Annotated in this window: 25 protein-coding genes; 11 read left to right on the top strand and 14 right to left on the bottom strand. The window is 72.5% G+C overall.

Features of this window, described 5'->3' with window-relative positions; all coding sequences use genetic code 11:
- From egtB to egtD, 3 genes are read left to right on the top strand one after another with little or no spacing between them, the layout of a single operon-like run.
- Window positions 1-1,383, top strand: a complete 1,383-nt coding sequence (egtB, locus tag AC0682_RS05875; RefSeq protein WP_478531150.1) for an ergothioneine biosynthesis protein EgtB — start codon at window positions 1-3, stop codon at window positions 1,381-1,383.
- Window positions 1,383-2,138 carry an ergothioneine biosynthesis protein EgtC gene (egtC, locus tag AC0682_RS05880; RefSeq protein ID WP_478531151.1) on the top strand — a complete coding sequence of 252 codons (756 nt, stop codon included), beginning with the start codon at window positions 1,383-1,385 and terminating at the stop codon, window positions 2,136-2,138. The genes egtB and egtC overlap by 1 nt, the downstream gene beginning before the upstream one ends.
- A complete protein-coding gene (gene egtD, locus AC0682_RS05885) occupies window positions 2,135-3,097 on the top strand; it encodes an L-histidine N(alpha)-methyltransferase (protein WP_478531152.1) in 963 nt (320 codons plus the stop codon). The genes egtC and egtD overlap by 4 nt, the downstream gene beginning before the upstream one ends.
- On the opposite strand, the gene AC0682_RS05890 is transcribed toward egtD, so the two are convergent.
- From AC0682_RS05890 to AC0682_RS05900, 3 genes are all read right to left on the bottom strand, one after another.
- The gene (locus AC0682_RS05890; RefSeq protein ID WP_478531154.1) at window positions 3,040-4,095 is read right to left on the bottom strand and encodes a lysophospholipid acyltransferase family protein; all 1,056 of its coding nucleotides are present in this window, start codon (window positions 4,093-4,095) and stop codon (window positions 3,040-3,042) included. The two genes, egtD and AC0682_RS05890, sit on opposite strands and share 58 nt — an antisense overlap.
- Window positions 4,092-4,907, bottom strand: a complete 816-nt coding sequence (locus AC0682_RS05895; RefSeq protein ID WP_478531155.1) for a GNAT family N-acetyltransferase — start codon at window positions 4,905-4,907, stop codon at window positions 4,092-4,094. The genes AC0682_RS05890 and AC0682_RS05895 overlap by 4 nt, the downstream gene beginning before the upstream one ends.
- Window positions 4,908-5,199: 292 nt before the next feature.
- A complete protein-coding gene (locus AC0682_RS05900) occupies window positions 5,200-6,453 on the bottom strand; it encodes an extracellular solute-binding protein (RefSeq protein ID WP_478531156.1) in 1,254 nt (417 codons plus the stop codon).
- Window positions 6,454-6,656: 203 nt separating this feature from the next.
- Here AC0682_RS05900 and AC0682_RS05905 point away from each other — a divergent pair, with 203 nt between their 5' ends.
- Window positions 6,657-6,872 (top strand): dodecin, encoded by a 216-nt coding sequence (locus tag AC0682_RS05905; protein ID WP_019766825.1) that lies wholly within the window; start codon window positions 6,657-6,659, stop codon window positions 6,870-6,872.
- A gap of 24 nt (window positions 6,873-6,896) precedes the next feature.
- Here the strand turns inward: AC0682_RS05905 and AC0682_RS05910 are convergent, their stop codons facing one another.
- Window positions 6,897-7,385 carry a phosphatase domain-containing protein gene (locus AC0682_RS05910; RefSeq protein ID WP_478531157.1) on the bottom strand — a complete coding sequence of 163 codons (489 nt, stop codon included), beginning with the start codon at window positions 7,383-7,385 and terminating at the stop codon, window positions 6,897-6,899.
- Window positions 7,386-7,531: 146 nt separating this feature from the next.
- Between AC0682_RS05910 and AC0682_RS05915 the strand changes: the two genes are divergently transcribed.
- Window positions 7,532-8,533 (top strand): MsnO8 family LLM class oxidoreductase, encoded by a 1,002-nt coding sequence (locus AC0682_RS05915; RefSeq protein WP_478531471.1) that lies wholly within the window; start codon window positions 7,532-7,534, stop codon window positions 8,531-8,533.
- A gap of 34 nt (window positions 8,534-8,567) precedes the next feature.
- Here AC0682_RS05915 and AC0682_RS05920 read toward each other — a convergent pair whose 3' ends face one another.
- The gene (locus AC0682_RS05920; protein ID WP_478531158.1) at window positions 8,568-9,137 is read right to left on the bottom strand and encodes a CGNR zinc finger domain-containing protein; all 570 of its coding nucleotides are present in this window, start codon (window positions 9,135-9,137) and stop codon (window positions 8,568-8,570) included.
- Between the two features lie 56 nt (window positions 9,138-9,193).
- On the opposite strand from AC0682_RS05920, the gene AC0682_RS05925 reads away from it, so the two are divergent.
- Entirely contained in the window at window positions 9,194-10,417 is a 1,224-nt protein-coding gene (locus tag AC0682_RS05925) for an MFS transporter (RefSeq protein ID WP_478531159.1), read from the top strand.
- A gap of 56 nt (window positions 10,418-10,473) precedes the next feature.
- A complete protein-coding gene (gene uvrA / locus AC0682_RS05930) occupies window positions 10,474-12,912 on the top strand; it encodes an excinuclease ABC subunit UvrA (protein WP_478531160.1) in 2,439 nt (812 codons plus the stop codon).
- Window positions 12,913-12,958: 46 nt separating this feature from the next.
- Here the strand turns inward: uvrA and AC0682_RS05935 are convergent, their stop codons facing one another.
- From AC0682_RS05935 to AC0682_RS05945, 3 genes are read right to left on the bottom strand one after another with little or no spacing between them, the layout of a single operon-like run.
- A complete protein-coding gene (locus AC0682_RS05935; RefSeq protein ID WP_478531161.1) occupies window positions 12,959-13,705 on the bottom strand; it encodes a succinate dehydrogenase/fumarate reductase iron-sulfur subunit in 747 nt (248 codons plus the stop codon).
- Window positions 13,702-15,651, bottom strand: coding sequence for a fumarate reductase/succinate dehydrogenase flavoprotein subunit (locus tag AC0682_RS05940; protein ID WP_478531162.1), 1,950 nt, complete (start codon window positions 15,649-15,651; stop codon window positions 13,702-13,704). Before AC0682_RS05940 ends, AC0682_RS05935 begins: the two co-directional genes overlap by 4 nt.
- Window position 15,652: 1 nt before the next feature.
- Window positions 15,653-16,321: a succinate dehydrogenase cytochrome b subunit gene (locus AC0682_RS05945; RefSeq protein WP_478531472.1), complete on the bottom strand. Its 669-nt coding sequence runs from the start codon at window positions 16,319-16,321 to the stop codon at window positions 15,653-15,655.
- Between the two features lie 132 nt (window positions 16,322-16,453).
- Here AC0682_RS05945 and AC0682_RS05950 point away from each other — a divergent pair, with 132 nt between their 5' ends.
- Window positions 16,454-17,350 (top strand): LysR family transcriptional regulator, encoded by an 897-nt coding sequence (locus AC0682_RS05950; protein ID WP_478531163.1) that lies wholly within the window; start codon window positions 16,454-16,456, stop codon window positions 17,348-17,350.
- Between the two features lie 141 nt (window positions 17,351-17,491).
- On the opposite strand, the gene AC0682_RS05955 is transcribed toward AC0682_RS05950, so the two are convergent.
- The 5 genes from AC0682_RS05955 to AC0682_RS05975 form a co-directional block, all read right to left on the bottom strand.
- Window positions 17,492-19,666, bottom strand: coding sequence for a putative bifunctional diguanylate cyclase/phosphodiesterase (locus AC0682_RS05955; protein WP_478531164.1), 2,175 nt, complete (start codon window positions 19,664-19,666; stop codon window positions 17,492-17,494).
- The gene (locus tag AC0682_RS05960; RefSeq protein ID WP_478531165.1) at window positions 19,663-20,481 is read right to left on the bottom strand and encodes an SAM-dependent methyltransferase; all 819 of its coding nucleotides are present in this window, start codon (window positions 20,479-20,481) and stop codon (window positions 19,663-19,665) included. The genes AC0682_RS05955 and AC0682_RS05960 overlap by 4 nt, the downstream gene beginning before the upstream one ends.
- 237 nt (window positions 20,482-20,718) lie before the next feature.
- Entirely contained in the window at window positions 20,719-21,675 is a 957-nt protein-coding gene (locus AC0682_RS05965) for an SCO0930 family lipoprotein (RefSeq protein ID WP_254811248.1), read from the bottom strand.
- 204 nt (window positions 21,676-21,879) lie between these two features.
- Window positions 21,880-22,104 carry a hypothetical protein gene (locus AC0682_RS05970; RefSeq protein WP_478531166.1) on the bottom strand — a complete coding sequence of 75 codons (225 nt, stop codon included), beginning with the start codon at window positions 22,102-22,104 and terminating at the stop codon, window positions 21,880-21,882.
- Window positions 22,101-22,385: a hypothetical protein gene (locus AC0682_RS05975; protein ID WP_478531167.1), complete on the bottom strand. Its 285-nt coding sequence runs from the start codon at window positions 22,383-22,385 to the stop codon at window positions 22,101-22,103. The genes AC0682_RS05970 and AC0682_RS05975 overlap by 4 nt, the downstream gene beginning before the upstream one ends.
- 41 nt (window positions 22,386-22,426) lie before the next feature.
- Between AC0682_RS05975 and AC0682_RS05980 the strand changes: the two genes are divergently transcribed.
- The 3 genes from AC0682_RS05980 (at window position 22,427) to AC0682_RS05990 (ending at window position 24,111) form a co-directional block, all read left to right on the top strand.
- On the top strand, window positions 22,427-22,561 hold the full coding sequence (locus AC0682_RS05980) for a hypothetical protein (RefSeq protein WP_478531168.1): 135 nt from the start codon (window positions 22,427-22,429) through the stop codon (window positions 22,559-22,561).
- A 28-nt stretch (window positions 22,562-22,589) separates the two neighbouring features.
- Window positions 22,590-23,354 (top strand): bestrophin-like domain, encoded by a 765-nt coding sequence (locus AC0682_RS05985; protein WP_478531169.1) that lies wholly within the window; start codon window positions 22,590-22,592, stop codon window positions 23,352-23,354.
- A 193-nt stretch (window positions 23,355-23,547) separates the two neighbouring features.
- Window positions 23,548-24,111, top strand: coding sequence for a hypothetical protein (locus AC0682_RS05990; protein ID WP_478531171.1), 564 nt, complete (start codon window positions 23,548-23,550; stop codon window positions 24,109-24,111).
- Between the two features lie 94 nt (window positions 24,112-24,205).
- On the opposite strand, the gene AC0682_RS05995 is transcribed toward AC0682_RS05990, so the two are convergent.
- A complete protein-coding gene (locus tag AC0682_RS05995) occupies window positions 24,206-24,685 on the bottom strand; it encodes a hypothetical protein (RefSeq protein ID WP_478531172.1) in 480 nt (159 codons plus the stop codon).
- Window positions 24,686-24,887: the final 202 nt, after the last annotated feature.

Here is a 24,887-nt window from a genome sequence, read left to right on the forward strand (position 1 = left end):
ATGACCGACGACCGCACCCCCTCCACCACCGCCTCCTCCGCCACGGCCCTGGACGGCTTCCCGCCCTCCCCCGGTGGCCACGATCCCGAGGCGCTCCGGCAGCGCGCCCTCGACGCGCTGCTGACCGCCAGGGCCCGCACCACCGCCCTGACCGACAGCGTGGACGAGGGTGAACTCACCGCCCAGCACTCCCCCTTGATGTCTCCGCTCGTGTGGGACCTGGCCCACATCGGCAACCAGGAGGAGCAGTGGCTTCTGCGCGCGGTGGGCGGGCGTCAGGCGCTGCGCCCGGAGATCGACGGGCTGTACGACGCCTTCGAGCACCCGCGCGCCGTCCGGCCCTCGCTGCCCCTGCTGGCGCCCGCCGAGGCGCGGACGTACGCCTCCGACGTACGCGGCCGGGCCCTGGACATCCTTCAGGCCGCCCCGCTGCACGACGGCGGGCGGCCACTGGAGCGGGCCGGGTTCGCCTTCGGAATGATCGCCCAGCACGAACAGCAGCACGACGAGACCATGCTGATTACCCATCAGCTCCGGTCGGGGCCGGTCGCCTTGACCGCGCCGGCCCCGCCCGATCCCACCGACGCCGCCTTCCTGCCTGCCGAAGTACTCGTCCCCGGAGGGCCGTTCACCATGGGGACCTCAGCCGAGCCGTGGGCGCTGGACAACGAACGACCCGCGCACCGGCGGGAGGTGGCGGCTTTCCATCTGGACACCGCCCCCGTCACCTGCGGGGCGTACCTGCGGTTCATGGCGGACGGCGGGTACACCGACCCCCGCTGGTGGGCGCCTCAGGGCTGGGACATGGTCCGTCAAGACGGCCTGGCCGCGCCGCTGTTCTGGCACCGGGACGGCGGGCAGTGGCTGCGCCGCAGGTTCGGCGTGACCGAGCCGGTGCCGGAGGACGAGCCGGTGCTGCACGTCAGCTGGTACGAGGCGGACGCCTACGCCCGCTGGGCGGGGCGGCGGCTGCCCACCGAGGCCGAGTGGGAGAAGGCCGCCCGGCACGACCCCGCCACCGGGCGTTCGCTCCGCTACCCCTGGGGCGACACGGACCCGACGCCCGAGCAGGCCAATCTGGGCCAGCGCCATCTGCGTCCGGCGCGCGCCGGCGCGTACCCGGCGGGCCGGGCGCCGTCCGGTGCGGGGCAGCTGATCGGCGATGTGTGGGAGTGGACGTCGAGCGACTTCCTGCCCTACCCCGGTTTCGCGGCCTTCCCCTACCAGGAGTACTCGGAGGTGTTCTTCGGGCCGGGACACAAGGTGCTTCGCGGCGGCTCGTTCGCCGTGGACCAGGTCGCCTGCCGGGGCACGTTCCGCAACTGGGACCTGCCCGTGCGGCGGCAGATCTTCTCCGGGTTCCGCACCGCGAGGGACGCCTGATGTGCCGCCATATCGCCTATGTGGGCGCTCCGGTGGCCCTCGGTGCCGTACTCTCCACGCCCCCGCACTCCCTGGTGCGCCAGTCCTGGGCACCGCGCCGCCAGCGGTACGGGACGGTCAACGCGGACGGCTTCGGCGTCGGCTGGTACGCGGACGGCGACCCGGTCCCCGGCCGCTACCGCCGTCAGGGGCCGATCTGGCACGACGAGACCTTCACCGATCTGGCCCGGGTGGTGCGGACCACCGCACTGCTCGCCGCCGTACGGGATGCCACCGAGCCGGGTGCGGACGGGGAGGCCGCGGCCGCGCCATACGCTTCCGGGCAGCTGCTGTTCAGCCACAACGGCGCGGTGTCGGGCTGGCCCGGATCGCTCGCGGGGCCGGCCGCCTCGCTGCCCGCGCGGGAGCTGCTGTCACTGGCCGCCCGCAACGACTCCGCCCTGGTCTGGGCGCTGGTCCTGCACCGCGTGGCCGCCGGTGACGATCTGCCGGGCGCGGTCGCTGAGACCGTCCGGGAGGTCGCGGAGGCGGCACCCGGCGCCCGGCTCAACCTGCTGGTCACGGACGGCACCGTCGTCGTGGCCACCGCCTGGGGCGACACCCTCTGGCACCTCCACGACCCGGGCCGCTCGACGGCCGTGGCCTCGGAGCCCTACGACGACGATCCCCGCTGGCGCGAGGTACCCGACCGCACCCTGCTGGTCGCGACCTCCGCAGACGTCACCCCCACACCGCTCAAGGAGCCCGCAGCGTGAGCCCATTCCTGCTGACCCGCACCCTGCCGGAGGACGCCACGGACGCGGCACTGCGCGCCGACGTCCTCAGCGGGCTGACCCGCCGCCCCAAGACGCTGCCGCCCAAGTGGTTCTACGACGCGCGCGGCAGCGAACTGTTCGAGGAGATCACCCGGCTGCCCGAGTACTACCCGACCCGCGCCGAACGGGAGATCCTGGAGGAGCGCGCCCAGGAGATCGCCGCCGTCTCGGGGGCCCGGACGGTCATCGAGCTGGGCTCGGGCTCCTCGGAGAAGACCCGCCATCTGCTGGAGGCCCTGACCGGGCTGGAGAGTTACGTTCCGGTCGACGTGAGCGAGAGCGCGCTCACCGGGGCGGCCGAGTCGCTGCTCGTCGACCACCCCGGGCTGTCGGTCCACGCCCTGATCGCGGACTTCACCGGCGGCCTCGCCCTGCCCGGCACCCCGGGGCCCCGGCTCGTCGCCTTTCTGGGCGGGACGATCGGCAACCTGCTCCCCGAGGAGCGGGCGGGTTTCCTGCACTCGGTCCGCTCGCTGCTCTCCCCCGGCGACGCCCTGCTCCTCGGCACGGACCTGGTCAAGGACGAGGAGACGCTGGTCGCCGCGTACGACGACGCGGCGGGTGTGACGGCGGCCTTCAACAAGAACGTGCTGAGCGTGGTCAACCGGGAGCTGGGCGCCGACTTCCCGCTCGACGCCTTCGACCATGTCGCCGCGTGGAACCCGGAGCAGCGCTGGATCGAGATGCGGCTGCGGGCCCGCCGGACGCTGAACGTGAAGATCCGGGAGCTGGATCTGGTGGTGCCGTTCGAGGCCGGTGAGGAGGTGCGTACGGAGGTGTCGGCCAAGTTCCGCCAGGAGGACGTGCGCGAGGAGCTGGCCGCGGCCGGGCTCCGGCTCGCTCAGTGGTGGACGGACGCCGCGGGGCGGTTCGCCCTGTCGCTGGCCACGGCGGTCTGAGCGGCCGACCGCCGGACGGTGGTCGCGGCTGCCGGAGCCGGTACGGCTACGGGCAGGGCGGTGGGGGCGGGCGCATCGGCCCTGGCCTGGTCGGGCGGCTCGGCCGGGGCCGATGCCTTGGCCGCTCCCCTGGCCGTCGCCGCTGTCCGCCGCGGCGCCGTACGGTCGCTGCCGAGGACGGCGGCCCGGGCGGCACGGGCCAGTTCACGGCGGCCGGGCTCCCCGTGCGCGGAGACGGCGGCGTAGGCGCGTGCCGGGATGGGGGCGAGGACGCGGACCTCGGCGGTCAGCCCGGCCGCCCGTACCACCCGCCAGAGGGAGGCGGTGAGCGGGTCGTCCCCGACGAACGCGACCGCGCCCGCGGTGCCGTACCTGATGCGGACCGGTCGTACGGAGGCCCCCGCGTCGATGGCCGCCTGGAACACGGCCGGCCGGAACGTACCGCCCCTCCCCCGGCCGCACCAGGTGCTGCCCTCGGGGAAGACCACGACCCGGGCTCCGGAGCGCAGGGCGGTGGTGACCGTACCCACCGCCCGGGGCAGCGCGCGCAGCCGGTCCCGGTCGATGAAGAGCGTGCGGCCGAACCCGGCGAGCCGGCCGAGCAGCGGCCAGTCGCGGACCTCGGTCTTGGCGAGCATCCGCCCGGGCAGCACGGCGGCGACGAGCGGGATGTCGAGCCAGGAGATGTGGTTGGCGACGACCAGTTCGCCGCCGGTGCCCGGTTCGCACGGATGCACGCGGACCGTCACCCGTACGCCGAAGGCCCGCGGTATGCCCCGCGCCCAGTACCGCAGCAGCCGGATCCGCGGGCTCTCCGGCAGCAGCCGGACCGGCGCGGCGCAGACCACCCCCAGCAGCGCCCACGCGCAGCCGCCGGCCAGCCGCAGCGCGGCCCTCAGCGGGCCCCGGACCGCTCCGGTGTGCCGGGCGCAGGATGCCGGGGTGCAGGGGGCGACGGGCAGCCAGGCGCTAGTGCCCGCCGGACGGGGGGCGCTCATGCCTGCGGTACGAGGGAGAGGAAGTGGCGGAGGTAGCGCGGGTCGGTCCGGCGCAGCGAGAGCAGGACGTAGAGGTCCGCCACGTTGAACTCGGGGTCGTACGCCGGTGCTCCGCAGACCCAGGCGCCGAGCCGCAGGTAGCCGCGGAGCAGCGGGGGCAGGTCCGCCCGGGAGCCGGTGCCCGCGTCGGGGTGCGTGGAGGCGTCCCAGAGGCGGTGCGGGGTGACCCAGTGCTCCTCTGGGGCGAGGTGCGCGGTGCGTACGGTGTTCCAGCTGCGGGCGGCGAGGGTGCCGCCGTCGGCCAGCGGGAGGGAGCAGCACCCGGCGAGCCAGGTGTGGCCGGAGCGCTGCATGTAGCGGGCGAGTCCGGCCCAGACGAGGGCGATGACGGCGCCGTCGCGGTGGGCGGGGTGGACGCAGGAGCGGCCGACTTCGACGAGGTCGTCGCGGATGGGGGCGAGGCGGCTGAGGTCGAACTCGCTCTCCGCGTAGAGCCGGCCGGCTATCCGGGCGCGGTCGGGCGGGAGGAGGCGGTAGGTGGCGACGACCTCGTCCGTGGCGGTCTCGCGGACCAGGAGGTGGTCGCAGTACGCGTCGAACGCGTCGCTGTCGAGGCCGGGTTCGGGCCCTTCGAGGCGGGCGCCCAGCTCACCGGCGAAGACCTGGTGGCGCAGGCGCTGGGCGGCGCGCACGTCCTCCTGGCCGGTGGCGAGGGAGACCCGGTAGGCGGCCGGTTCCGGGGATCGGGGGGCGACGGGGGCCGGGGCCGGGGGGACGGGCCGGGTGGGCGGGGCGGTGGGCAGCACGGTCATGGCAGTCTCCGGGGACGGATCAGCGAGGTCGGCTGCCGGGGCTTCGCGAGCGGCGAAGGCCCGGCCCCTTACTTCTTCCGTCACCGACTGGATTCGACGTGACCGCTGTGGAGCGCGGGGATGTGCGACGGCTGAATCCCGGGGGACGCGGGCTGGACGGACTGGGCCCGACGGGGGCTCCGTACCAGGGAGCCGGACCTGTCGCGGACCTGCCCGCCCGGGCGCTGGGGGCGCCGGACGGCACCCGCCGGCACTCCGCCCGATACTCGCCCGGCTGGTCCGGCGGCCCCGGTCAGCTGCCGGCGAGCATGGCCGTGATGCGCTCCGACGCCTTCTTCGCTTCGCGCGCCGGGTCGGCGCCCGTGAGGACCGCCGTCATGTACGGCTTGATCGGGTTCTCCGCCTCGACCTTGGCCCACTGCGAGGAGTTCGGGGTGGCACGGCCCTGGCTCGCCCCCTCGGCCATGGCGGCGGTGCCCTCCTCGCCCTCGACGACATGGGCCAGGCTGGGCTTGTTGGGGACGTAGCTCATGGTCCGGGCCAGCTCGGTCTGCCACTTCTCGCTCGCCAGCGCCTTGACGACGGCGATACCGGCGCTGCGCTGGTCGGCCTTCTTCGGCACGATGAGGTCCGAGCCGCCGGTGAAGACGGAGCCCGGCGCCTTGGCGGACTTGCCGGGAATGGGGAAGTAGCCGAGCTTTCCCTTGAGTTCGGGGTTCTGCTGCTCGATGAGCGCGGCGCTTCCGGGGAGCGAGATGATCTGGGCGACGTTCCCCTTGGCGAATACGTCGTTCTGCGGGGGCTTCTCCTCGTCGGAGTCCATGGGTCCGTCCCCGAGCGCCTGGAGTTCCTTGTAGAAGTTCATTCCGGCGAGCGCCTCGGGGGTGTCCAACGTGCCCCGCCAGTCACCGCCGCCGCCCTCCGCGAGTTCGCCGCCCTCGTCCCAGATGAATCCGGCCAGCACGTACCAGTTCTGACCCGCCAGATAAATGCCCTGGTTGCCCTGGGTGTTGAGCTTCTCGGTGTCCTCGATCCACTCGGCGCGGGTCTTGGGGGCGTCGTCGATGCCCGCGGCCTTGAAGATGTCCTTGTTGTAGATCACCACACGGTTGGCCGCGTACCAGGGGATGCCGTACTGGACCCCGCTGATCTGGCCGGGCTGGGCGAGGCCGGGCAGCCAGTCCTCGCTGCCCAGGTCACGCATCGACTCCAGGGTGAGGTCGCGCAGGTTGCCGCTCTCCGCGTACTGCGCCACCTGCGTGTTTCCGACCTCGATCACGTCCGGGGCGTCGTCGCTCTCCAGGGCGGCCAGGACCTTGGGGCCGATACCGCTCCACTCCTGGATCTTGAACTCCAGCTTGACGGAGGGATTCTCCTTCTCGTACGAGGCGGTGAACTTCTCGAGGAATCCCTGCGAGACGCTGTCCTTCATCAGCCAGACCGTCACCGTACGGTCTCCGCCACCCGAACCGGAGAAGTACCCACATCCGCTGAGCGTGACGGACGAGACGAGCGCGACGGCTCCGACGAGTATGCGGTTCTTCACGTGGTCACCTTCTGCGAAACGGCACGACGAAATCAGGACCCGGTGTGGGGGATTGCGGGCGACGCTCGCACGGGTGTTTGGCTGAATTTTGGTATGGACCATTCGGCAGGTCAAGGCGCGTGCTCGTGCCGGTTCGCCACCGGTCGTCCCCTCGCGCGAGACCCGGGATTGAGGCACCGTGGTCAGCAGAGAGGAGACAAACCATGTCCAATCACACTTATCGGGTCACCGAGATCGTAGGAACCTCCGAGGAGGGCGTCGACGCGGCGATCCGGAACGGCATCGCAAGAGCCGCGGAAACGTTGCACAATCTCGACTGGTTCGAGATTAACCAAGTTCGCGGCCATATCGAGGATGGCCGAATCGCGCACTACCAAGTCGGCTTGAAGGTGGGCTTCCGTCTCGACGAGAACCCCTGACCACCCGCTCGGCCGCCCCTCGGATCAGGTCCGCCCGTCCCGTTCCTGGGCATCCTTCAGCGCCTGCGACGCGTCGAACCAGCGGGCCCGCACCACAGGGAATCCGGCCACTTCGGCCGCATCGCAGACCAGCTCGTCGTCGTCGACCAGCATGCGCACCTCACGCGACCGCCCCAGCCGCCGCAGGATGTCCAGCTTCGTCCGGCGGGCCGGGCGCCGGTCGTCGTCGCGCCGCATGAACAGCTGCCCTTCGGGCAGCCCCTGACGGCCCAGCCACGCCACGGTGTCCCGCCGGCAGCGCTCGGGCCGCCCGGTCAGATAGACGATCTCGCACTCCTCGGCGCTCGCGAGCACGAGCGCCACTCCTTCCGCCAGCGGCGGATCGGCCGGGGCTGCGGCGAAGAAGGCGGCCCAGTCGCGCTTCGGGCCCTGTAGGAAGTGCTGCCGGTGGGCCGTGTCGGCGAGTGTGCCGTCGAGGTCGAACACGGCCAGCGGCCGGGCGTCTTCGTTCATCCGGCCAGCTTAGGGAGGCCCGGCGCAGGCCGCGTACCGAAGACGTCCGGGCACCGGCACCCTGCGCCACACCCTGACCGCTCCGGCCGCCGCTCCGGCTGCGGGAATCCCCGCCGCGTGGGAGCGTTGCACAGGGTGTGAGCTCTCTGATCTCCTCCACCCGCTTCTCGTTCCTGGACCGCTCCCGCACCCGCGAGGGCCACGACGGCCCGCGGGCGCTGCGCGACACCGTGGCGCTGGCGCGGGAGGTGGAGTCCCTCGGCTACCACCGCTTCTGGGTCTCCGAGCACCACAGCGTGCCGGGCGTCGCCGGGTCGGCCCCGACCGTCCTGGCCGCCGCCGTCGCCGCCGCGACCTCCGCCATCCGGGTGGGTACCGGCGGGGTGATGCTCCCCAACCACCAGCCGCTGGTCGTGGCCGAGCAGTTCGGGGTGCTCGCCTCCCTCTTCCCCGGCCGGATCGACATGGGGCTGGGCCGCTCGGTGGGGTTCACCGACGGCGTACGCCGGGCGCTCGGCCACGGCAAGGAGGACGCGGAGGACTTCCCCGGCCGCCTCGCCGAACTGCTCGGCTGGATCGACGGCACCCAGCAGACCCACCCCCAGGTGCACGCCCGCCCGGCGGAGGGCCTGCGCATCCCCGCCTACGTCCTGGCGATCGGCGAGGGCGCGGCGGTGGCAGCCGCCGCCGGGCTCCCGCTCGTCATCGGCGATCTGCGCGGCCGGGAGAAGGTGCTCCGTGCCGTCGAGGTGTACCGCAGGGACTTCCGCCCCTCGGCCCGCGCGGAGCGCCCCGAGGTGATCGTCTCCGGCACGGTCGCCGTCGCGGAGTCGGCGGAGTCGGCCCGGCGCCTGCTGGTCCCGGAGGCCTGGGCCATGGCGTACGCCCGCACCCACGGCAGCTTCCCCCCGCTGGCCCCCGCCGAGGAGATCGAGCTCCGCACGATGGCGGCGAAGGAGCGGGAGCTGTACGAACGCGGGCTCGACGGCCACATCCATGGCACGGAGGACCAGGTCACCGAGCAGCTGGAGCGGGCGATCGAGGAGACCGGGGCGGACGAGGTGCTCGTGACGACGAGTTCGTACGACCGTGAGGCGCTGGTGGATTCGCTGCGGCGGCTGGCCGGGATCGCGAAGCTGCGGCGCTGAGCGCGTACGGGCGCTGAGCTGCGTGTGCGCCGGGCTAGCGCGGGGCCGCTTCCGCCTGCTGCCGCCGGTGGGCCGCGACGCGTTCGCGGGTGGCGCACCGGCGTGAGCAGTAGCGGCGGTCCGGGCCGCTGCCCTGGTTGACGAAGACGTCGGGGCAGCTCGGTGAGGCGCAGATCCGCCCGGGCGGACGCTGACGGTCCCAGACCAGCACGGTCAGCGCCAGGCAGGACGAGGCCAGCAGCCAGGCGCCCCAGGGCGCGTCGTCGTCGCGGTCGATGTGGGGGTGCCAGGGGCTGTCGCCCTCGTGGGAGGTCAGCCGCAGCGGGCCGGTGTGCTCGCGCAGGAGGCGATTGAGGGCGGTGGCCGCGCCGTCGGCGTCGGTGGCGGCGAAAACCTCGCGCAGTCGCGCGGCGGCCGTGCGCATCTCCGCGAGGTCCCGCGGGGTGAGATCGATGGTGCCGCTCTCCCCGTAGGCGTACAGGACCTCGGCGACCTCGCCGGGGTCCGGATCGTCGTCGGTGAGGGCGTTCACCAGGGCAGCGGCGCGGCGGGCGTTGGTCAGCACGGAGTGCCGGGTGGACCAGTCGTCGGCGGTGGAGGGCATCCGCCGAATGTAACGCATATTGTGGAGTTTTACGTTACCTCCGTACCGTCCCGCCCATGGCAGACCGTCACTCCTCTCCCCGCTCCTACCTGGTGGGCGCGCTCGTGGCCCGTACCGGGGACGACATGGCGGGGCCCGCGCTCCTGCTGGCCGCGCTCGCCCTCACCGGCTCGGCCACGGAGGCGTCCTCGCTGCTCGCGGCCGTCACCGTCTCCGCCGGGATCGGCGGGCCGGTGCTCGGGGCGCTGCTCGACCGTTCGGCCCGGCCGGGCCGCCTGCTGGCCGGGGCGCTCGTCCTGTACGCGACGGGCCTGGCGGTCGTCCTCGGCGGGCTCGGCCGAGCGCCGGCCGCCGTCACCCTTCTGGTCGCGGTGGTGACCGGGCTGCTGGGGCCCGCGCTCTCGGGCGGCTGGACGGCCCAACTGCCCCGGACCGTCCCGGCCGGCCGGCTGCCCCGGGCGAACGCGCTCGACGCCATGACCTTCGGCGTGGCGGGCCTCGCCGGTCCGGCCCTCGCGGGCGGTGTGGCCGAGGCGGTGGGGGCGCCGACGGCCGTGGTGGTCTCGGCGGTGCTCATCGCGGCGACCGCGCCCGCGGCCTGGCGTCTGCCCCCGGCTTCCGGACCGGCTCGGGCGTCGCTCTCCGGGCGGACTGCGATGTCACGGGCCGCGCCGTCGACCGGCGTCGTCGCCACGGGCGTCCGGGCCATCGCCGGGAGCCGGTCCCTCGCCCGGGCCACACTCACCTCGGTGCTCTCCTGCGCGGCCCAGGGCATGATGATCGCCTGCCTCCCCCTGCTGGGCGAACAGGCCGTGGGTGGAGCCGGTTTCGGTGCGGCGCTGCTCTCCTGCGCGGCGCTCTCCGCGCTCCTGGCCAACGCCGTCCTCGCCCGGTACCCGCACACGGTCGCCCCCGACACGGTCCTGTGGGCCGCCCCGCTGCTCCAGGCCGCCGCCCTCTGCCTGGCCGCCGCGGGAGGGCCGGTGGCGCTCGTCGTGGCGGTGGCCGTCGTGGGACTGGCCGAGGGGCCCCAGCTCACCGCCCTGTTCGCGGTACGTCACCGGGAGGCGCCACAGGGGTTGCGCACCCAGGTCTTCACGACGGGCGCCAGCCTGAAGATCACCGGGTTCGCCGTGGGTGCCGCCGTCGCCGGGCCCCTGGCGGACCGGTCCCTGACCGGTGCGCTCCTGGTGGCGGCGGGCACGGCGGCCCTCGCCGTACCGGCCTGGTTCGCCCTGCGCCCAGGTGGCCGACCGGCCCGCACAACCGCCCGCGCCTAGAATCGAACCGTTTGTCCACCCCGACACCGCCCCCTCGCCTACGGAGCCCCGCCCCCATGCACTCCCCCCACGATCCGTACGTCCGGGTGCGCGGCGCGCGCGAGCACAACCTCCAGGACGTGAACGTCGACATCCCGCGCGACACCCTGACGGTCTTCACCGGGGTCTCCGGGTCCGGCAAGTCGTCGCTGGCGTTCGGCACGATCTACGCCGAGGCCCAGCGCCGCTACTTCGAGTCCGTCGCCCCCTACGCCCGCCGGCTCATCCACCAGGTGGGCGCACCAGCCGTCGGGGAGATCACCGGACTGCCGCCCGCCGTATCGCTGGAGCAGCGGCGCTCCGCCCCCGGGGCCCGGTCGTCGGTGGGGACGGTGACCACACTCTCCAACTCGTTGCGGATGCTGTTCTCCCGGGCCGGGGAGTATCCGCCGGGGGCCGAGCGGCTGGACTCCGACGCCTTCTCCCCCAACACGGCGGCCGGGGCCTGCCCCGAGTGCCATGGGCTGGGGCGCATCCACCGTACGGACGAGGGACTGCTGGTCCCCGACCCCTCGCTGTCGATCCGGGAGGGGGCGATCGCCGCGTGGCCGGGGGCCTGGCAGGGGAAGAACCTGCGGGATGTGCTCGACAGCCTCGGGTACGACATCGACCGGCCGTGGCGCGAGCTGGACCCGGCGGACCGGGAGTGGATCCTCTTCACCGACGAGCGGCCGGTGGTGACGGTGCATCCGGTGCGCGAGGCAGGCCGCATCCAACGCCCCTACCAGGGAACGTACATGAGCGCCCGGCGCTATGTGCTGCACACCTTCGCCGACACCAGGAGCCGCACCCTGCGGGAGAAGGCCGAGCGCTTCCTGACCAGCGTGCCGTGCCCGGTCTGCGGCGGGAGCAGGCTCCGGCCGGAGGCGCTGGCGGTGACCTTCGGCGGGCGGACCGTCGCGGAGCTGGCCGCCCTGCCCCTGGCGGAGCTGGCGGAGGTGCTGGCCGGGGCACACGCCGGGGCGGGGGCCGAGCCTGCGGGCGCGCAGGAGACGGCCCACGTGCTGACCGCCGATCTGCTGGCCCGGATCGGGACGGTGACCGAACTCGGGCTCGGCTATCTGAGTCTGGACCGCACCGCCCCCACCCTCTCCTCCGGTGAGCTGCAACGGCTGCGGCTGGCCACGCAGTTGCGCTCCGGGCTCTTCGGTGTCGTCTACGTCCTGGACGAGCCGTCGGCCGGGCTGCACCCCGCCGACACGGAGTCCCTGCTCGGGGTGCTCGACCGGCTCAAGGCGGCCGGGAACTCGGTCTTCGTCGTGGAGCACCAGATGGATGTGGTGCGGCGGGCGGACTGGCTGGTGGACGTGGGCCCGCTGGCCGGGGAGCACGGCGGGCGGGTGCTGCACAGCGGGCCGCCGGAGGGGCTGGCCGGGGTGCCGGAGTCCGCGACGCGGCGGTTCCTGTTCGACCGGGACCCCGCGCCGCTACGGGAGCCGCGCACGCCGACCGGGTGGATCCGGCTCACCGGGGTCGAGCGCCACAATGTGCGCGGGGTCGACGCGGCCTTCCCGCTCGGGGTCTTCACGGCGGTGACCGGCGTTTCGGGCTCGGGCAAGTCGACCCTCGTCGGCCAGGTACTCGCCGGGGTACTGGCCGACCGGCAGGCGGGCGAGGAGGCCACCGGGGCGGGCGAGCGGTTCTGCACCGCCGTCACCGGGCTGGAGACGGTGGACCGGCTCATCCAGGTGGACCAGAAGCCGATCGGACGGACGCCCCGGTCCAACCTGGCCACGTACACCGGGCTCTTCGACACCGTACGGAAGCTGTTCGCGCAGACCGGGACGGCACGTGAACGCGGTTACACGGCGGGGCGGTTCTCGTTCAACGTACGCGGCGGGCGGTGCGAGACCTGCCAGGGCGAGGGGTTCGTCTCGGTCGAACTGCTCTTCCTGCCGAGCACGTACGCCCCCTGCCCAGACTGCCACGGCGCCCGCTACAACCCGGAGACCCTGGAGGTCACCCTGCGCGGGCTGACGATCGCTCACGTTCTTGATCTGACCGTGGAGTCGGCCGCCTCGTTCTTCGCCGGGACCCCGGCCGCCGAGCGCGCCCTGGCCACACTGCTCGATGTCGGGCTCGGCTATCTGCGGCTCGGGCAGCCCGCCACCGAGCTGTCCGGCGGCGAGGCGCAGCGGATCAAGCTGGCATCGGAGCTCCAGCGCACCCGGCGCGGACACACCCTGTATCTGCTGGACGAGCCCACGACCGGTCTGCATCCGGCCGATGTGGAGGTGCTGATGCGGCAGTTGCACGGGCTCGTCGACGCGGGGAGCACGGTGGTGGTCGTGGAGCACGACATGGCCGTCGTCGCGGGCGCGGACCATGTCATCGACCTCGGGCCCGGAGGCGGCGACCGGGGAGGGCGGGTCGTCGCGGCCGGGACGCCCCGGGAGGTGGCGCGTGCGGCGGGCAGCCGCACGGCACCGTATCTGGCGCAGGCGCTGGGCAGTTGATCCCGTACGACCCCGGCCCGGGTGCCGTACGGGATCACCTCACTTCTCAGCGGCGGACTTTGCGTGTCGCCCGCAGCCACTCCTTGTTCATGGCCGCGATCGACGGGAGCGGGATGCCCTTCGGGCAGGCGGTGGCGCACTCGCCGGTCAGCGTGCAGCCGCCGAACCCCTCCTCGTCCATCTGGGCCACCATGTCCAGCACCCGGGTCTCGCGCTCCGGGGCGCCCTGCGGCAGGACGTTCAGGTGGTTGACCTTGGCCGAGGTGAACAGCATCGCCGAGCCGTTGGGGCAGGCGGCCACGCAGGCTCCGCAGCCGATGCACTCGGCGTGCTCGAAGGCGAAGTCGGCGTCCGGCTTGGGCACCGGCGTGGCGTGAGCGTCCGGGGCCGTGCCGGTCGGGGCGGAGATGTAGCCGCCGGACTGGATGATCCGGTCGAAGGAGGAGCGGTCCACGACCAGGTCCTTGACGACCGGGAAGGCGGCGGCGCGCCACGGCTCGATGTCGATCGTGTCGCCGTCGGAGAAGGACCGCATGTGGAGTTGGCAGGTGGTGGTGCGCTCGGGGCCGTGGGCGTCGCCGTTGATGACGAGGCTGCACGCCCCGCAGATGCCCTCGCGGCAGTCGTGGTCGAAGGCCACCGGCTCGTCCCCGGCGAGGATGAGCTCCTCGTTGAGGGTGTCGAGCATCTCCAGGAAGGACATGTCGGCCGAGATGTCGTCGACTTCGTAGGTGGCCATGGCGCCGGGCGTCTCGGCGTTCGGCTGGCGCCAGACGCGCAGGGTGAGCTTCATGCGTAGCTCCGCTGAGTGGGGTGGACGTCACTGAAGACGAGGTCTTCCTTGTGCAGGACGGGGGCGCCGCCGGTGACGGTGAACTCCCAGGCGGCGGCGTACGAGAACTCCTCGTCGCGCCGCTCGGCCTCGCCGTCCGGGGTCTGGGACTCCGCGCGGAAGTGGCCGCCGCAGGACTCGGCGCGGTGCAGGGCGTCGAGGCACATCAGCTCGGCCAGCTCCAGGTAGTCGACGATGCGGTTCGCCTTCTCCAGCGACTGGTTGAACTGCTCGCCGGTGCCGGGGACCTTGATGCGGCGCCAGAACTCCTCGCGGATCTCGGGGATCCGGGCGAGCGCCTTGCGCAGTCCGTCCTCGGTGCGGGCCATCCCGCAGTACTCCCACATGAGTTCACCGATCTCGCGGTGGAAGGAGTCGGGGGTGCGGTCGCCGTCGACGGAGAGCAGCAGGTTGAGCCGGTCCTCGGTCTCCGCCACCGCCTCGGCCACGGCGGGGTGTCCGTCGTCGACCTTCTCGGTGTGCGGGTTGCGGGCGAGGTAGTCGTTGATCGTGGACGGCAGGACGAAGTACCCGTCCGCGAGGCCCTGCATCAGCGCGGAGGCGCCGAGCCGGTTGGCCCCGTGGTCGGAGAAGTTGGCCTCACCGATGGCGAAGAGGCCGGGGATGGTGGTCTGGAGGTCGTAGTCGACCCAGAGGCCGCCCATCGTGTAGTGCACGGCGGGGTAGATGCGCATCGGGACCGTGTAGGGGTCCTCGTCGGTGATCCGCTGGTACATGTCGAAGAGGTTGCCGTACTTCGCCTCGACCGCCTTCCGGCCCATCCTCCCGATGGCCTCCGCGAAGTCCAGATAGACCCCCTGCCCGCCGGGGCCCACTCCGCGCCCTTCGTCGCAGACGTTCTTGGCGGCGCGGGAGGCGATGTCGCGGGGCACCAGGTTGCCGAAGGAGGGGTAGATGCGCTCCAGGTAGTAGTCGCGCTCGTCCTCGGGGATCTGGTTGGCAGGGCGGGTGTCGCCCTTGGCCCGGGGGACCCAGATGCGGCCGTCGTTGCGGAGCGACTCGCTCATCAGGGTGAGCTTGGACTGGTGGTCGCCGGTGCGCGGGATGCAGGTGGGGTGGATCTGGGTGAAGCAGGGGTTGGCCATGTAGGCGCCGCGCCGGTGGGCCCGCCAGATGGCGGTGGCGTTGGAGTTCATGGCGTTGGTGGACAGGTAGAAGACGTTGCCGTAGCCACCGGTGGCCAGGACGACCGCGTCGGCGAAGTAGGTGTCGATCTTCCCGGTGACGAGGTCGCGGGCGACGATCCCGCGTGCCTTGCCGTCGACCACGATGAGGTCCAGCATCTCGGTACGGGCGTGGAGTTCGACACCGCCCGCGGCGATCTGCCGGGAGAGCGCCTGGTAGGCGCCGAGGAGGAGCTGCTGCCCGGTCTGGCCGCGCGCGTAGAACGTACGGGAGACCTGGACACCCCCGAAGGAGCGGTTGTCGAGGAGGCCGCCGTACTCGCGGGCGAAGGGGACGCCCTGGGCGACGCACTGGTCGATGATCTCCACCGAGATCTGGGCGAGCCGGTGGACGTTGGACTCGCGGGCTCGGAAGTCGCCGCCCTTGACGGTGTCGTAGAAGAGCCGGCGGATGGAGTCACCGTCGTTGCGGTAGTTCTTCGCGGCGTTGATCCCACCCTGGGCGGCGACCGAGTGGGCGCGGCGGGGCGAGTCCTGGAAGCAGAACTGGACGACGTGGTAGCCCTGTTCGGCCAGGGTGGCGCCGGCCGATCCGCCGGCCAGGCCGGTGCCGACGACGATGACCGTGTGTTTGCGCCGGTTGGCGGGGTTCACGAGTCTGGCTTGGAAGCGGCGGGTGTCCCAGCGCTCCGCGACGGGCCCCTCGGGTGCCTTGGTGTCGACGAGGGGCTCGCCGGTGGCGTAGTCGGTGTAGTCGGGCATGTCAGCTCACCACTCCGGTCATGACGGCGACGGGTACGGAGACGAAGCCCAGGGTCAGCACCGCCGCGAGGACGCCTGCGAGGGTCTTCAGGATGCGGTCGCGGGTCGCGCTGCCGACGCCGAGCGTCTGCGCGGCGCTCCAGAATCCGTGCCGGACGTGGAGGCCCATGGCGAGCACCGCGACGATGTAGATGAGGTTGCCGTACCAGGTGGAGAAGGTTTCCACGACGTTCTGGTACGGGTGTCCGGCCTCGAAGCTGGTGTGGACGGTGCCGGTGGTCAGGTCGAGGACGTGCCAGACGATGAAGAGCGCGAGGATGACGCCGCCCCAGCGCATGGTCCGGGTGGCGTAGCTGGCGCCGGGCCGCTTGTGGGCGTACCTGGCCGGGCGGGCACGGATGTCGCGGCGGCTGAGCTGGTATGCGCAGACGCCGTGCAGCACGACGGCGGCGACGAGCACCACACGGACGATCCACAGCGCCCACTCGTAGTGGAGTACCGGTTCGCCCAGGGTGCGCAGCCAGTGGGCGTACCCGTCGAACGTGCCGGGTCCGAAGAAGATCTTCAGGTTGCCCACCATGTGGACGACGAGGTAACCGAGCATGACCAGACCGGTCGCGGCCATGATCGTCTTCTTGCCGACGGTCGAGTCCCAGAGCGTACGCGTCATCGACGGCCGTCGGTCCGTCCGCGTTGCCAATGCCATGAACACGACGGTAGGGGTGGAGCCACTGATCAGTCCAAGACATGGCCTGGCTCATCTCCATAGCCTCTCTCTATCGAAGGCGGTAGCGTCGGGGGTGTGCACTTCCAGCAGTTGACCTATTTCGTGGCCGTGGCCGAGGCCCGGCACTTCACCCGGGCCGCCGAGGCGGTGCATGTGTCGCAGCCCTCGCTCTCCCAGCAGATCAGGGCGTTGGAGAGCGAGCTGGGCGCCGAGCTGTTCAGCCGGGCCCGGGGCAACATCACCCTCACCGACGCGGGCGAGGCGCTGCTGCCGCTGGCCCGGCGGATCCTCGCGGACGCGGAGACCGCCCGCCATGAGGTGCAGGAGCTGGTGCAGCTGCGCAGCGGCCGGGTGCGGCTGGGTGCGACGCCGAGCCTCTGCACGGGGCTGCTGCCCGATGTGCTGCGCGCCTTCCACGACCGCCATCCCGGGGTGCGGCTGCTGCTGGAGGAGGGCGGTTCGCACGACCTCGTACGGCAGCTGGCGCGCGGGGCACTCGATCTGGCGCTGGTGGTGCTGCCGCTGCCGGCCGCCTCGCCCGCGCTGACCACGGTGGAGCTGCTGCGGGAGGACCTGGTGGTGGTGTCGTCCGCCGCCGGGCCGGCGCCGGGGCGGGGCGGCCGGGTGCGGATCGCGGATCTCGAAGGGGCACCGCTGGTGATGTTCCGTCACGGCTACAACCTGCGGGAGCTGACGCTCGCCGCCTGCCGGGCGGAGGGGTTCGAGCCCTCGTTCACGGTGGAGGGCGGGGAGATGGACGCGGTGCTCGGTTTCGTGCGGGCGGGGCTCGGTATCGCCGTGGTGCCGAGCATGGCCGCGGGCCGGGCGGGCCACGACCTGCGGAGGACCCCGCTGGCCGGGCCGGGGCTGCGGCGCACGATCGCCCTCGCGCACCGCAGCGACGTGGCCCCGCCCCGGGCGGCCCGGGAGCTTCAGCGGATGCTGTTGGAGCACGGGCCGGAGACGGGATGAGCAGGGGCCCGGCACACCGGAGTCGGGGGGCCGGCGAGCGCGGAGCCCGGCACACGGGCCGGAGACGGGGGTCGGCGAGCACGGCGGACGGGGGCCGGAGACGGGGGCCGGAGAGCGCGGCGGACGGGCCGCGCTCGCCGGTCACACCGCGTCGGCGAGGAGCAGCGCGTGGATGCGGTCCGGAGCACCGGGGCGGGCGTAGTACCAGCCCTGGGCCGTGTCGCAGCCCAGTCGGCGCAGCTGCTCGGCCTGGGCCCCCGTCTCCACGCCCTCCACAGTGACGGCCAGCTCCAGGCTGTGGGCCAGCGAGACGATGCCCTCGACGATCTTCAGGTCGACCGGATCGGCCGGGTGCTGCTGCATGCCCCGGGTGAAGGAGCGGTCCAGTTTGAGGACGCTCACCGGCAGCCGCCGCAGGTTGGCCAGGTTCGAGTAGCCGGTGCCGAAGTCGTCGAGCGCGATGTCGACGCCCATCTCCGCGAGCTGCCGCAGCGGCTTGAGGAGATCGTCGTCGGCACCGATCAGGGCGGACTCGGTCACCTCCAGGCAGAGCGCGCTCGGCTCCAGACCGGAGCGTTCCAGGACGTCCACGGTCTCGGCCACCAGCCGGGGGTGGTGCAACTGGGTCGGTGAGAGGTTGACGTTGATCCGCAGCGGGCCGCCGTCGCTGTGCCGCTCCTGCCAGAAGTTGGCCTGCCGGACGGACTCCTCCAGCACCCAGCGGCCGAGCGGCACGATGAGCCCGGTGTGCTCGGCCAGCGGGATGAACCGGTCGGGGCCGAGCACCCCGTGCTGCGGATGGCACCACCGTACGAGCGCCTCGGCGCCGTGCACGGTCCCGTCGCCCAGGTGGACGAGCGGCTGGTACTCGATGAAGAACTCGCCCCGGTCCAGCGCGGCGGGCAGGGCGGTGGTCAGCCCGTGGCGGGTGATGGCCCGGGCGTCGGCCTCCGCGTCGGCCAGCTCGAAGCGGTTGCCACCCGCCGCCTTGGCCCGGTACATGGTGATGTCGGCGCTGCGCAGCACCTCCGCCGCGCCGCGCACCCCGGAGGGGCCCTCGACGACGCCGATCGAGCCCCGGACGGTCAGCTCCCGGCCGTCCAGCCGGATCGGGGTGGCGAGCACGTTGAGGATGCGGGCGGCCAGCTCGTCCACCGCGTCGGCACTGCGCGTGTCCGTGGTCAGGGCCACGAACTCGTCGCCGCCCAGCCGGGCCACCATCTCGCCGGGCGCGGTCGCGCAGCTCTGCAGCCGGTCCGCGACCTCCACCAGAAGCCGGTCGCCGGCCGCGTGGCCCAGGCTGTCGTTGATGGCCTTGAAGCCGTCGAGGTCCAGGTAGCAGAGGCCGAAGCGGGCTCCGTCCTTGGCGGCGAGGACCTTCTCCAACCGCTCGAAGAAGAGCGTCCGGTTGGGCAGTCCGGTGAGCGCGTCGTGCGTGGCCTCGTACCGCAGCCGCAGGTTGAGCAGGCGCCGCTCGGTGGTGTCCTCCATCAGCGCCAGCTGGTACTGCGGGCGGCCCTCGGCGTCGCGCAGCAGGGAGACGGTGAGGTTGGTCCACAGAACCGTGCCGTCGTTGCGGTAGTACGCCTTCTCGACCCGGTAGTTGTCGCGCTCCCCCCGTACCAGCTCGTTGTAGTACTTCCACACCTGCGGTGAGTCCTCGGGGTGGACCCACTCGTTCACCTTGTGGCTGCGGACGTGGTGCTCCAGGCCGCCGAACATCTTGGTGAGGGTGTCGTTGACCTCCAGGACGTTGCCGTCCAGGTCCGCGATACCGATGCCGACGGCGGCGTCCTCGAAGACCGCGCGGAAGCGGGCCTCGGTGGTGTGCAGGGCCTGTTCGGCGTCCGAGCGGGCGGTGAGCGCCGAGCGGGCGATGGCCTCCTGCTCGGCCAGGGTCCGCTCGCGCAGGGCCTGGGAGAAGCCGGCGGCCAGGGTGTGCTGGATCCGGGCGCACCGGGCGCGGGCGTCCTCGGTGGAGAGTTCACCGGGGCCGCTGCCGCCGCAGTAGAGCACGAGGTAGGAGTCGACGACGCCGAGTGTGGAGCTGAGGGCGTCCGGGTCGGTGCAGTGCGCGTCGACCAGGGCCGCGCCGATCCGGGCGGCGGGCGAGGCGTCGAACGGGTGGGCGTGCAGGGCGAGGCTGAGTTCACGGGCCAGCGGCAGCAGGTGCCCCTCGAACTCGGGACGGGTCAGGGAGGTGGCCGTCAGAGGGAAGATGGCCCGGCTCCAGATCGTGGCGAATCTCCGGAGCCGGCCCTCGGGACCGTCGGGTTCCGCGTCCTGCTCGTCGGAGGGCTGGGCGGGAATGCTCACGCCTTACGCCCAACCCCGCCGAAGCCCGAGAAGGCGTACGGGTCCTCCTGCTCCGGGGACTGCGGGGTCTCCGGCCGCCATTCGGGCATCGACACCAGGCCGGGGTCGACCATCTCGTACCCCTCGAAGAACCCGGCGATCTCCTCGTGCGTGCGCATGATGAGCGGGTTGCGGATGTTCCGGTAGACGCCGACCGTGCCGTCCGCCTCCTCACGGGAGAGCGGGATCCCGTCGTACGCGGCGTGGGTCAGGATGACCAGGCTGCCGGGGACCAGGGCCTCGCGCAGTTCGGCGACGGCGCCGTACGGGTCGTCGGCGTCCTCGATGAAGTGGAGCACCGCCACCAGCAGCAGCGCCACCGGCCGCTCCAGGTCGAGGAGTCCGGTGATCTCCGGGTGGGCGAGGATCTCCTTGGGCCTACGCAGGTCGGCGGCGGCGATGACGGCGCGGTCGTTGCCCTCCAGCACCGCCTGGCTGTGCGCGACGGCGACCGGGTCGTGGTCGACGTAACCCACCTTGGCGCCGGGGTGGGCGGCCTGGGCGACCTCGTGGACGTTGCCGAAGGTCGGGATGCCGGAGCCGATGTCCAGGAACTGGTCGATGCCCTGGTCGACGGCGTACCGCACGGCCCGGCGCATGAAGGCCCGATTGGCCTGCATGATCTTGGGAAGGCCCGGGAGGAACTCCATGGCCTTCCGCGCGGCTTCCCGGTCCACTTCGAAATTGTGCGATCCGCCCAGATAGAAGTCGTACATGCGGGACACGCTCGGCACCGAGATATCTATGCCTTGCGGTGCCCAGGCGGGACGCTCCATCGATGTCTCCAACAAGTTCGCCACGGCGATCCGGCCATGTTCATGGTCAGTGTTGACCAGAGGCTACTGATCGGCCGCCAGGAGAGCGAGTGGAAACGGAAATTAGGGATCCGTTATTGGTCACACTCCGGTGGCAACAACGGCCGGTCCGTCGCTGCGCGTACACATGCAGCGACGGACCGACATGTCACTCGCCGATTCCCGGCGGTTCGGGGCTACTTGGGGGCTGCTGGGCGGTTACTCCGCGCCGACCAGGCCGGAGTCCGGCGAGACCGCGAACCAGGTGCCGCCGACTCCCTGCCCGTTCACGTCACCGGGCTTCTCGTCCCCGGCGAACGTATAGAGCGGCCAGCAGTCGATGGTCTGCTGCTTGATGCCGTCGGGTCGGTCGAAGGTGACGAATCCCTTCTTGGTCACGCCTTCCACCGAGTTCTTGGACACAGGGGCGACTACCGGCCACTTCTTGAGGCACTCTCCGGTACAGGCCGTCTTCATCGGCCATGCGGAGTCCTTCGTGAAGCGGTACACCGTCATACCGCGCTTGTCCACGACGATGTCACCGAGTTCGGGGTCCTTGCGGACCGAAAGCCCCGCCGCGTCGGCCGGTTCGGCACCGGACGTGCTGTCGGCGTTCGCCGCCGCCTTCTTCCCGTCGGGGGCGGAGGCGAACCAGGTGCCCCCGACACCCTGGCCGTTGGTCTGGCCGGGTGCGGTGTCCTTCGCGTACCGGTACATCGGCCAGCCGTCGACGGTGAGTTGCCTGGAACCGTCGGTCCGGACGACCTCGCCGAGCAGGTCGGCGTCGGTGCCGGCAGCGGCGGTGGCGCCGCCCGCGGGCACCACCGGCCAGGCCTTCTCGCAGTCGCCGTCACAGTTCGACTTCGGCGGCTTCGCGGTGTCCTTGTCGAAGCGGTAGAGCGTGAACCCCTCGCTGTCGGTGAGGACCTTCCCCAGCTTCTGACTGTCCTGCACGCCGAGTCGACCCGCCGCCTTCGGTGCCGAGACATCCGCCCCGGAGCCGTAACCGCCGCCGGACGAGCCGTAGCCGCTCTCGGCCGGCTGCTGCGCCGGGGCCGCGTTGCCCACCGCCTGGCCGTTGGGAGAGGCCGTGCCCTGCTCCTGACCGCACGCCGTCGTCAGCGTCAACAGGGCCGCCGCGGTGACCGCGAGCGAGGCGTTGCGCCAGGTATTCATGTCGACTCCCGTAGTACGTCGTCTTGTTGTGCGCTCCGATGCGGCGCGAAGCCGCGCCGTCCACGTCCCTAGGTACGGGGCGTCGCGGGGGTCGCGTTCAACGCGGTGCGGGAAGAGTTCGACCGTCGCACGGCAGGGGTCGGCGGCCGGGCGGACGCCGGGCCGTCAACCCGATGCAAACATGAACGGCGGATTGTCCCACCATCAGGCGAATCGGTCGCGGAGTCGCGCGTGTCTCCGCGCGGCATGGATCATGCTCCCGGTCGTGTACGGATCCCGCATCGGGCGGCTCTCGACAGCCGCCGCACTCGTCTGGCTGGTCGCCGTACCGCCGTCGGCGCACGCCGACAGCTGCGCGGTGGCCATCGTCGGGCAGGGGGACGGCAGTACGGCGGTCGCGGTGGCGGGCGGCAGGGGCTGCGTGGTCACCACGCCGGAACCCCCACCCCCTCCGCCTCCGCCCCCGCCGCCCCCTCCGCCGCCGCCCCCGCCTCCACCGCCCTCTCCGGAGCCGCCACCCTCCCCGGAGCCGCCGCCACCTCCTCCCCCGCCTCCGCCACCCCCGGAACCGGCGCCACCACCCCCACCGCCGCCACCTCCTCCCCCGCCCCCCGTACCGAAGGCCGCGCCCGTGCCCGCACCCGTGCCCGCGCCCCCGCCACCACCCGCACCACCCCCGCCGACGCCGACGCCGACGCCGACGCCGTCACCCACCCCCTCGGTGACGCCGAAGCCGCCGGAGGCCCGGCCCGTGGCGCTGCCCACATACCGCAAGGCGACCCGCAAGGAGCCCCGGAGCAGTCCGTCCCTGGTGTCCACGACCCTGCTGATCACCGCCCCGGCGGTCTTCGCCGTCGCCGTGCTGCGGCCGCGATCGTCCCGCTGACACCGTCCCCGCTGACGAGGAGATATCCATGTCCGAATGGCTCGTCCTGAGCATTGCCATGGCGTCGGCCTGTGCGGTCGTGCTCACCATCGCCGTGCTCAACAACCGACGGGTCGCCGACGACGACGATCCGTCCGAGACGCCGGACGTCATCGAGTACATGACGATGATGATCGGCGTGGTCTACGCGATCGTGCTGGGCCTGGCCATCGCCGGGGTCTGGGAGGGCCGCAGCGCCGCCCAGGAGTCCGTACGGCTGGAGGCGCAGGCGCTGCACGAGGTGCGGGAGCGCTCCTCCGTCTACCCGGCGGAGGTCCGCGACCGCATCCGCGCGGATCTGGACGCCTACGTCGGCCATGTCGTCGGTGAGGAGTGGCGGGTGATGGCCGAGCAGGGCGCCCTCACCGAACGGGGCACGGAGCTGCTGGCCCGGGTCCGGGCCGACGTCACCGACTACGAGCCGCAGACCGAGCACGAGGGGCAGGCCTACCAGCCGCTCGTGGACCAGGTGGCGGCGGCGGACGACGCCCGCAGCTCACGGGGGGAGAACGCGGGCGCCACGATGCCCGGGGTGGTGTGGTTCGGCCTGATCATCGGGGCGCTGGTGACCGTCGGGCTGATCTTCACCCTCCAGATCCGCAGAACCTTCCGGGAACTGCTGCTGGCGGGGCTCTTCAGCGCGCTGATCGCGTTCCTGCTCTTCCTGATCTGGTCCTTCGACTCCCCCTTCGGCCGGGGCGTCTCGGCCACCGCCTCCCCCTTCATCGACCTGTTCCCGGGGGCCGCCCCCTGACCTCCGCCCCGGACGGCGCCGCCTCCGGTGGGGACGGCGGTGCCGCCGTCCGGGGTACAGGATGACCCGTTCGCCGGACCCCGATAGCGGCCGGTCCACGCCGCTCCTAGCGTGTCGCGCATCGAGGTGCATTTTTCCTGCTATGTGGAAATTCATTCCGCAGCTGCCCCTCGGGGAACCCGGAGGATCCACCATGCGCGCGATACGTGTCGCACCCCTCGCACTCCTGGGCGCCGCCGCCCTCACCCTGCTGGCCCCGCCCGCCGCCCATGCCGCGCCGGACGGGGCCATCAACACGTTCAACCCGACCATCACCCCCTCGGTCGTCGCACCGGGCGGCCGGGTGACCCTCGGGGGCGGCGGGTGCACCGGCGAGACGACCGTCACCTCGGGCATCTTCGACACGACCGTCATCCCGAGCGGCAGCACCACGGCCACCGCGACCGTCGACACGGACGCCCGCCGGGGCGCGGTCTACGCGGTGACGTTCTCCTGCGGCTCCACGGGCACCACCCGCAACGTCAACCTCACCATCACCGCGGGACCCACCGTCCCCCCCGCCCCCACGGCCGTCCCGACCACGGCCCCGACCGTCAGCTCCACGGCCATCGCGCCGAGCGGGGTGCGCGGCGGGCTCGGCGGCAGCGCCGGGACCACGGACCCCGTGCAGATCGCGGCGGGCGCCGCCCTGGTGCTCGTGGCCGCCACCGGCACCCTCTACTTCGCACGCCGCCGCTCCACCGGCCGCCGGCGCTGACGGCCACGGCATGGGGTCGCACGGCAGTCGCCCCGGGTCCTGGTCCAGGACTCGGGGCGACGGGCGTATCGGGCCGGGCGGGAGGTCGGACGTCCTAGAACGCCGCATGGCTCGTCCGCCGACGCCGGACGAGGAAGACCGCGCCACCGACGGCCGCCGCGGCCACCAGGCCGCCGCCGACCTGCATCTCCACGGAGCTCGGGCCCATCGAGCCACCGAGCCCGCCCTGCGCGCCGTGGCCGGCGAGCACGGTGAACTTGTGCGTGGCGATCTTGTCGTTGTCGCTGCACTTCACGGAGAGGTGGTAGTGCCCCGGCGTGGTGTTGTGCCGGATGTGGGCGGTGGCGTGGTTGGTGCCGCCCGCCGAGAGCTCCGTCGTCGGGAAGGCGTTCGACCAGACCTTGCCGCCGTGGCCGCAGCCCTGCGCGGTGACCTTCATGGTCGCGCCCTGGTGGACCGACTGCGGGTTGACGCTGACGTTGACCGGGCCGTTGGTGGCGGCGGCCATGGGTGCGGCGAGCCCGACGGCCGCGAATGCGGTCGCGGTGACCGCGAGAACGCGTGAAGCACGCATTGTGTGGACCTCCAGCGGGGGACGCCCCGGAGGCCTGTCCTCCGGGATGGATCGACGTGAACGCCTCCCACGACGAACACTCACCAGTCCCCCTTCGGCTCGCACTTCGGCACTGCTCCACCCCGGTGACGCGACACGCCGTACGGAAAGCCCTGGATCTGACGGAGCCGCAGGTCACAGGGTGTCAGAACTTTTATCTGCT

Source organism: Streptomyces sp. NPDC043746 (assembly GCF_056436485.1).

Excerpts from the sequence above, each read along its gene's own strand:
- AC0682_RS05960 (WP_478531165.1), bottom strand. The coding sequence starts at position 20,481 with ATGGAGCGTCCCGCCTGGGCACCGCAAGGCATAGATATCTCGGTGCCG.
- AC0682_RS05905 (WP_019766825.1), top strand. The coding sequence starts at position 6,657 with ATGTCCAATCACACTTATCGGGTCACCGAGATCGTAGGAACCTCCGAG.
- uvrA (WP_478531160.1), top strand. The coding sequence starts at position 10,474 with ATGCACTCCCCCCACGATCCGTACGTCCGGGTGCGCGGCGCGCGCGAG.
- AC0682_RS05920 (WP_478531158.1), bottom strand. The coding sequence starts at position 9,137 with ATGCCCTCCACCGCCGACGACTGGTCCACCCGGCACTCCGTGCTGACC.
- AC0682_RS05895 (WP_478531155.1), bottom strand. The coding sequence starts at position 4,907 with ATGACCGTGCTGCCCACCGCCCCGCCCACCCGGCCCGTCCCCCCGGCC.
- AC0682_RS05940 (WP_478531162.1), bottom strand. The coding sequence starts at position 15,651 with ATGCCCGACTACACCGACTACGCCACCGGCGAGCCCCTCGTCGACACC.
- egtC (WP_478531151.1), top strand. The coding sequence starts at position 1,383 with ATGTGCCGCCATATCGCCTATGTGGGCGCTCCGGTGGCCCTCGGTGCC.
- AC0682_RS05910 (WP_478531157.1), bottom strand. The coding sequence starts at position 7,385 with ATGAACGAAGACGCCCGGCCGCTGGCCGTGTTCGACCTCGACGGCACA.
- AC0682_RS05945 (WP_478531472.1), bottom strand. The coding sequence starts at position 16,321 with ATGACGCGTACGCTCTGGGACTCGACCGTCGGCAAGAAGACGATCATG.
- AC0682_RS05935 (WP_478531161.1), bottom strand. The coding sequence starts at position 13,705 with ATGAAGCTCACCCTGCGCGTCTGGCGCCAGCCGAACGCCGAGACGCCC.
- AC0682_RS05995 (WP_478531172.1), bottom strand. The coding sequence starts at position 24,685 with ATGCGTGCTTCACGCGTTCTCGCGGTCACCGCGACCGCATTCGCGGCC.
- AC0682_RS05985 (WP_478531169.1), top strand. The coding sequence starts at position 22,590 with ATGTCCGAATGGCTCGTCCTGAGCATTGCCATGGCGTCGGCCTGTGCG.
- egtB (WP_478531150.1), top strand. The coding sequence starts at position 1 with ATGACCGACGACCGCACCCCCTCCACCACCGCCTCCTCCGCCACGGCC.
- AC0682_RS05925 (WP_478531159.1), top strand. The coding sequence starts at position 9,194 with ATGGCAGACCGTCACTCCTCTCCCCGCTCCTACCTGGTGGGCGCGCTC.
- AC0682_RS05965 (WP_254811248.1), bottom strand. The coding sequence starts at position 21,675 with ATGAATACCTGGCGCAACGCCTCGCTCGCGGTCACCGCGGCGGCCCTG.
- AC0682_RS05990 (WP_478531171.1), top strand. The coding sequence starts at position 23,548 with ATGCGCGCGATACGTGTCGCACCCCTCGCACTCCTGGGCGCCGCCGCC.
- AC0682_RS05890 (WP_478531154.1), bottom strand. The coding sequence starts at position 4,095 with ATGAGCGCCCCCCGTCCGGCGGGCACTAGCGCCTGGCTGCCCGTCGCC.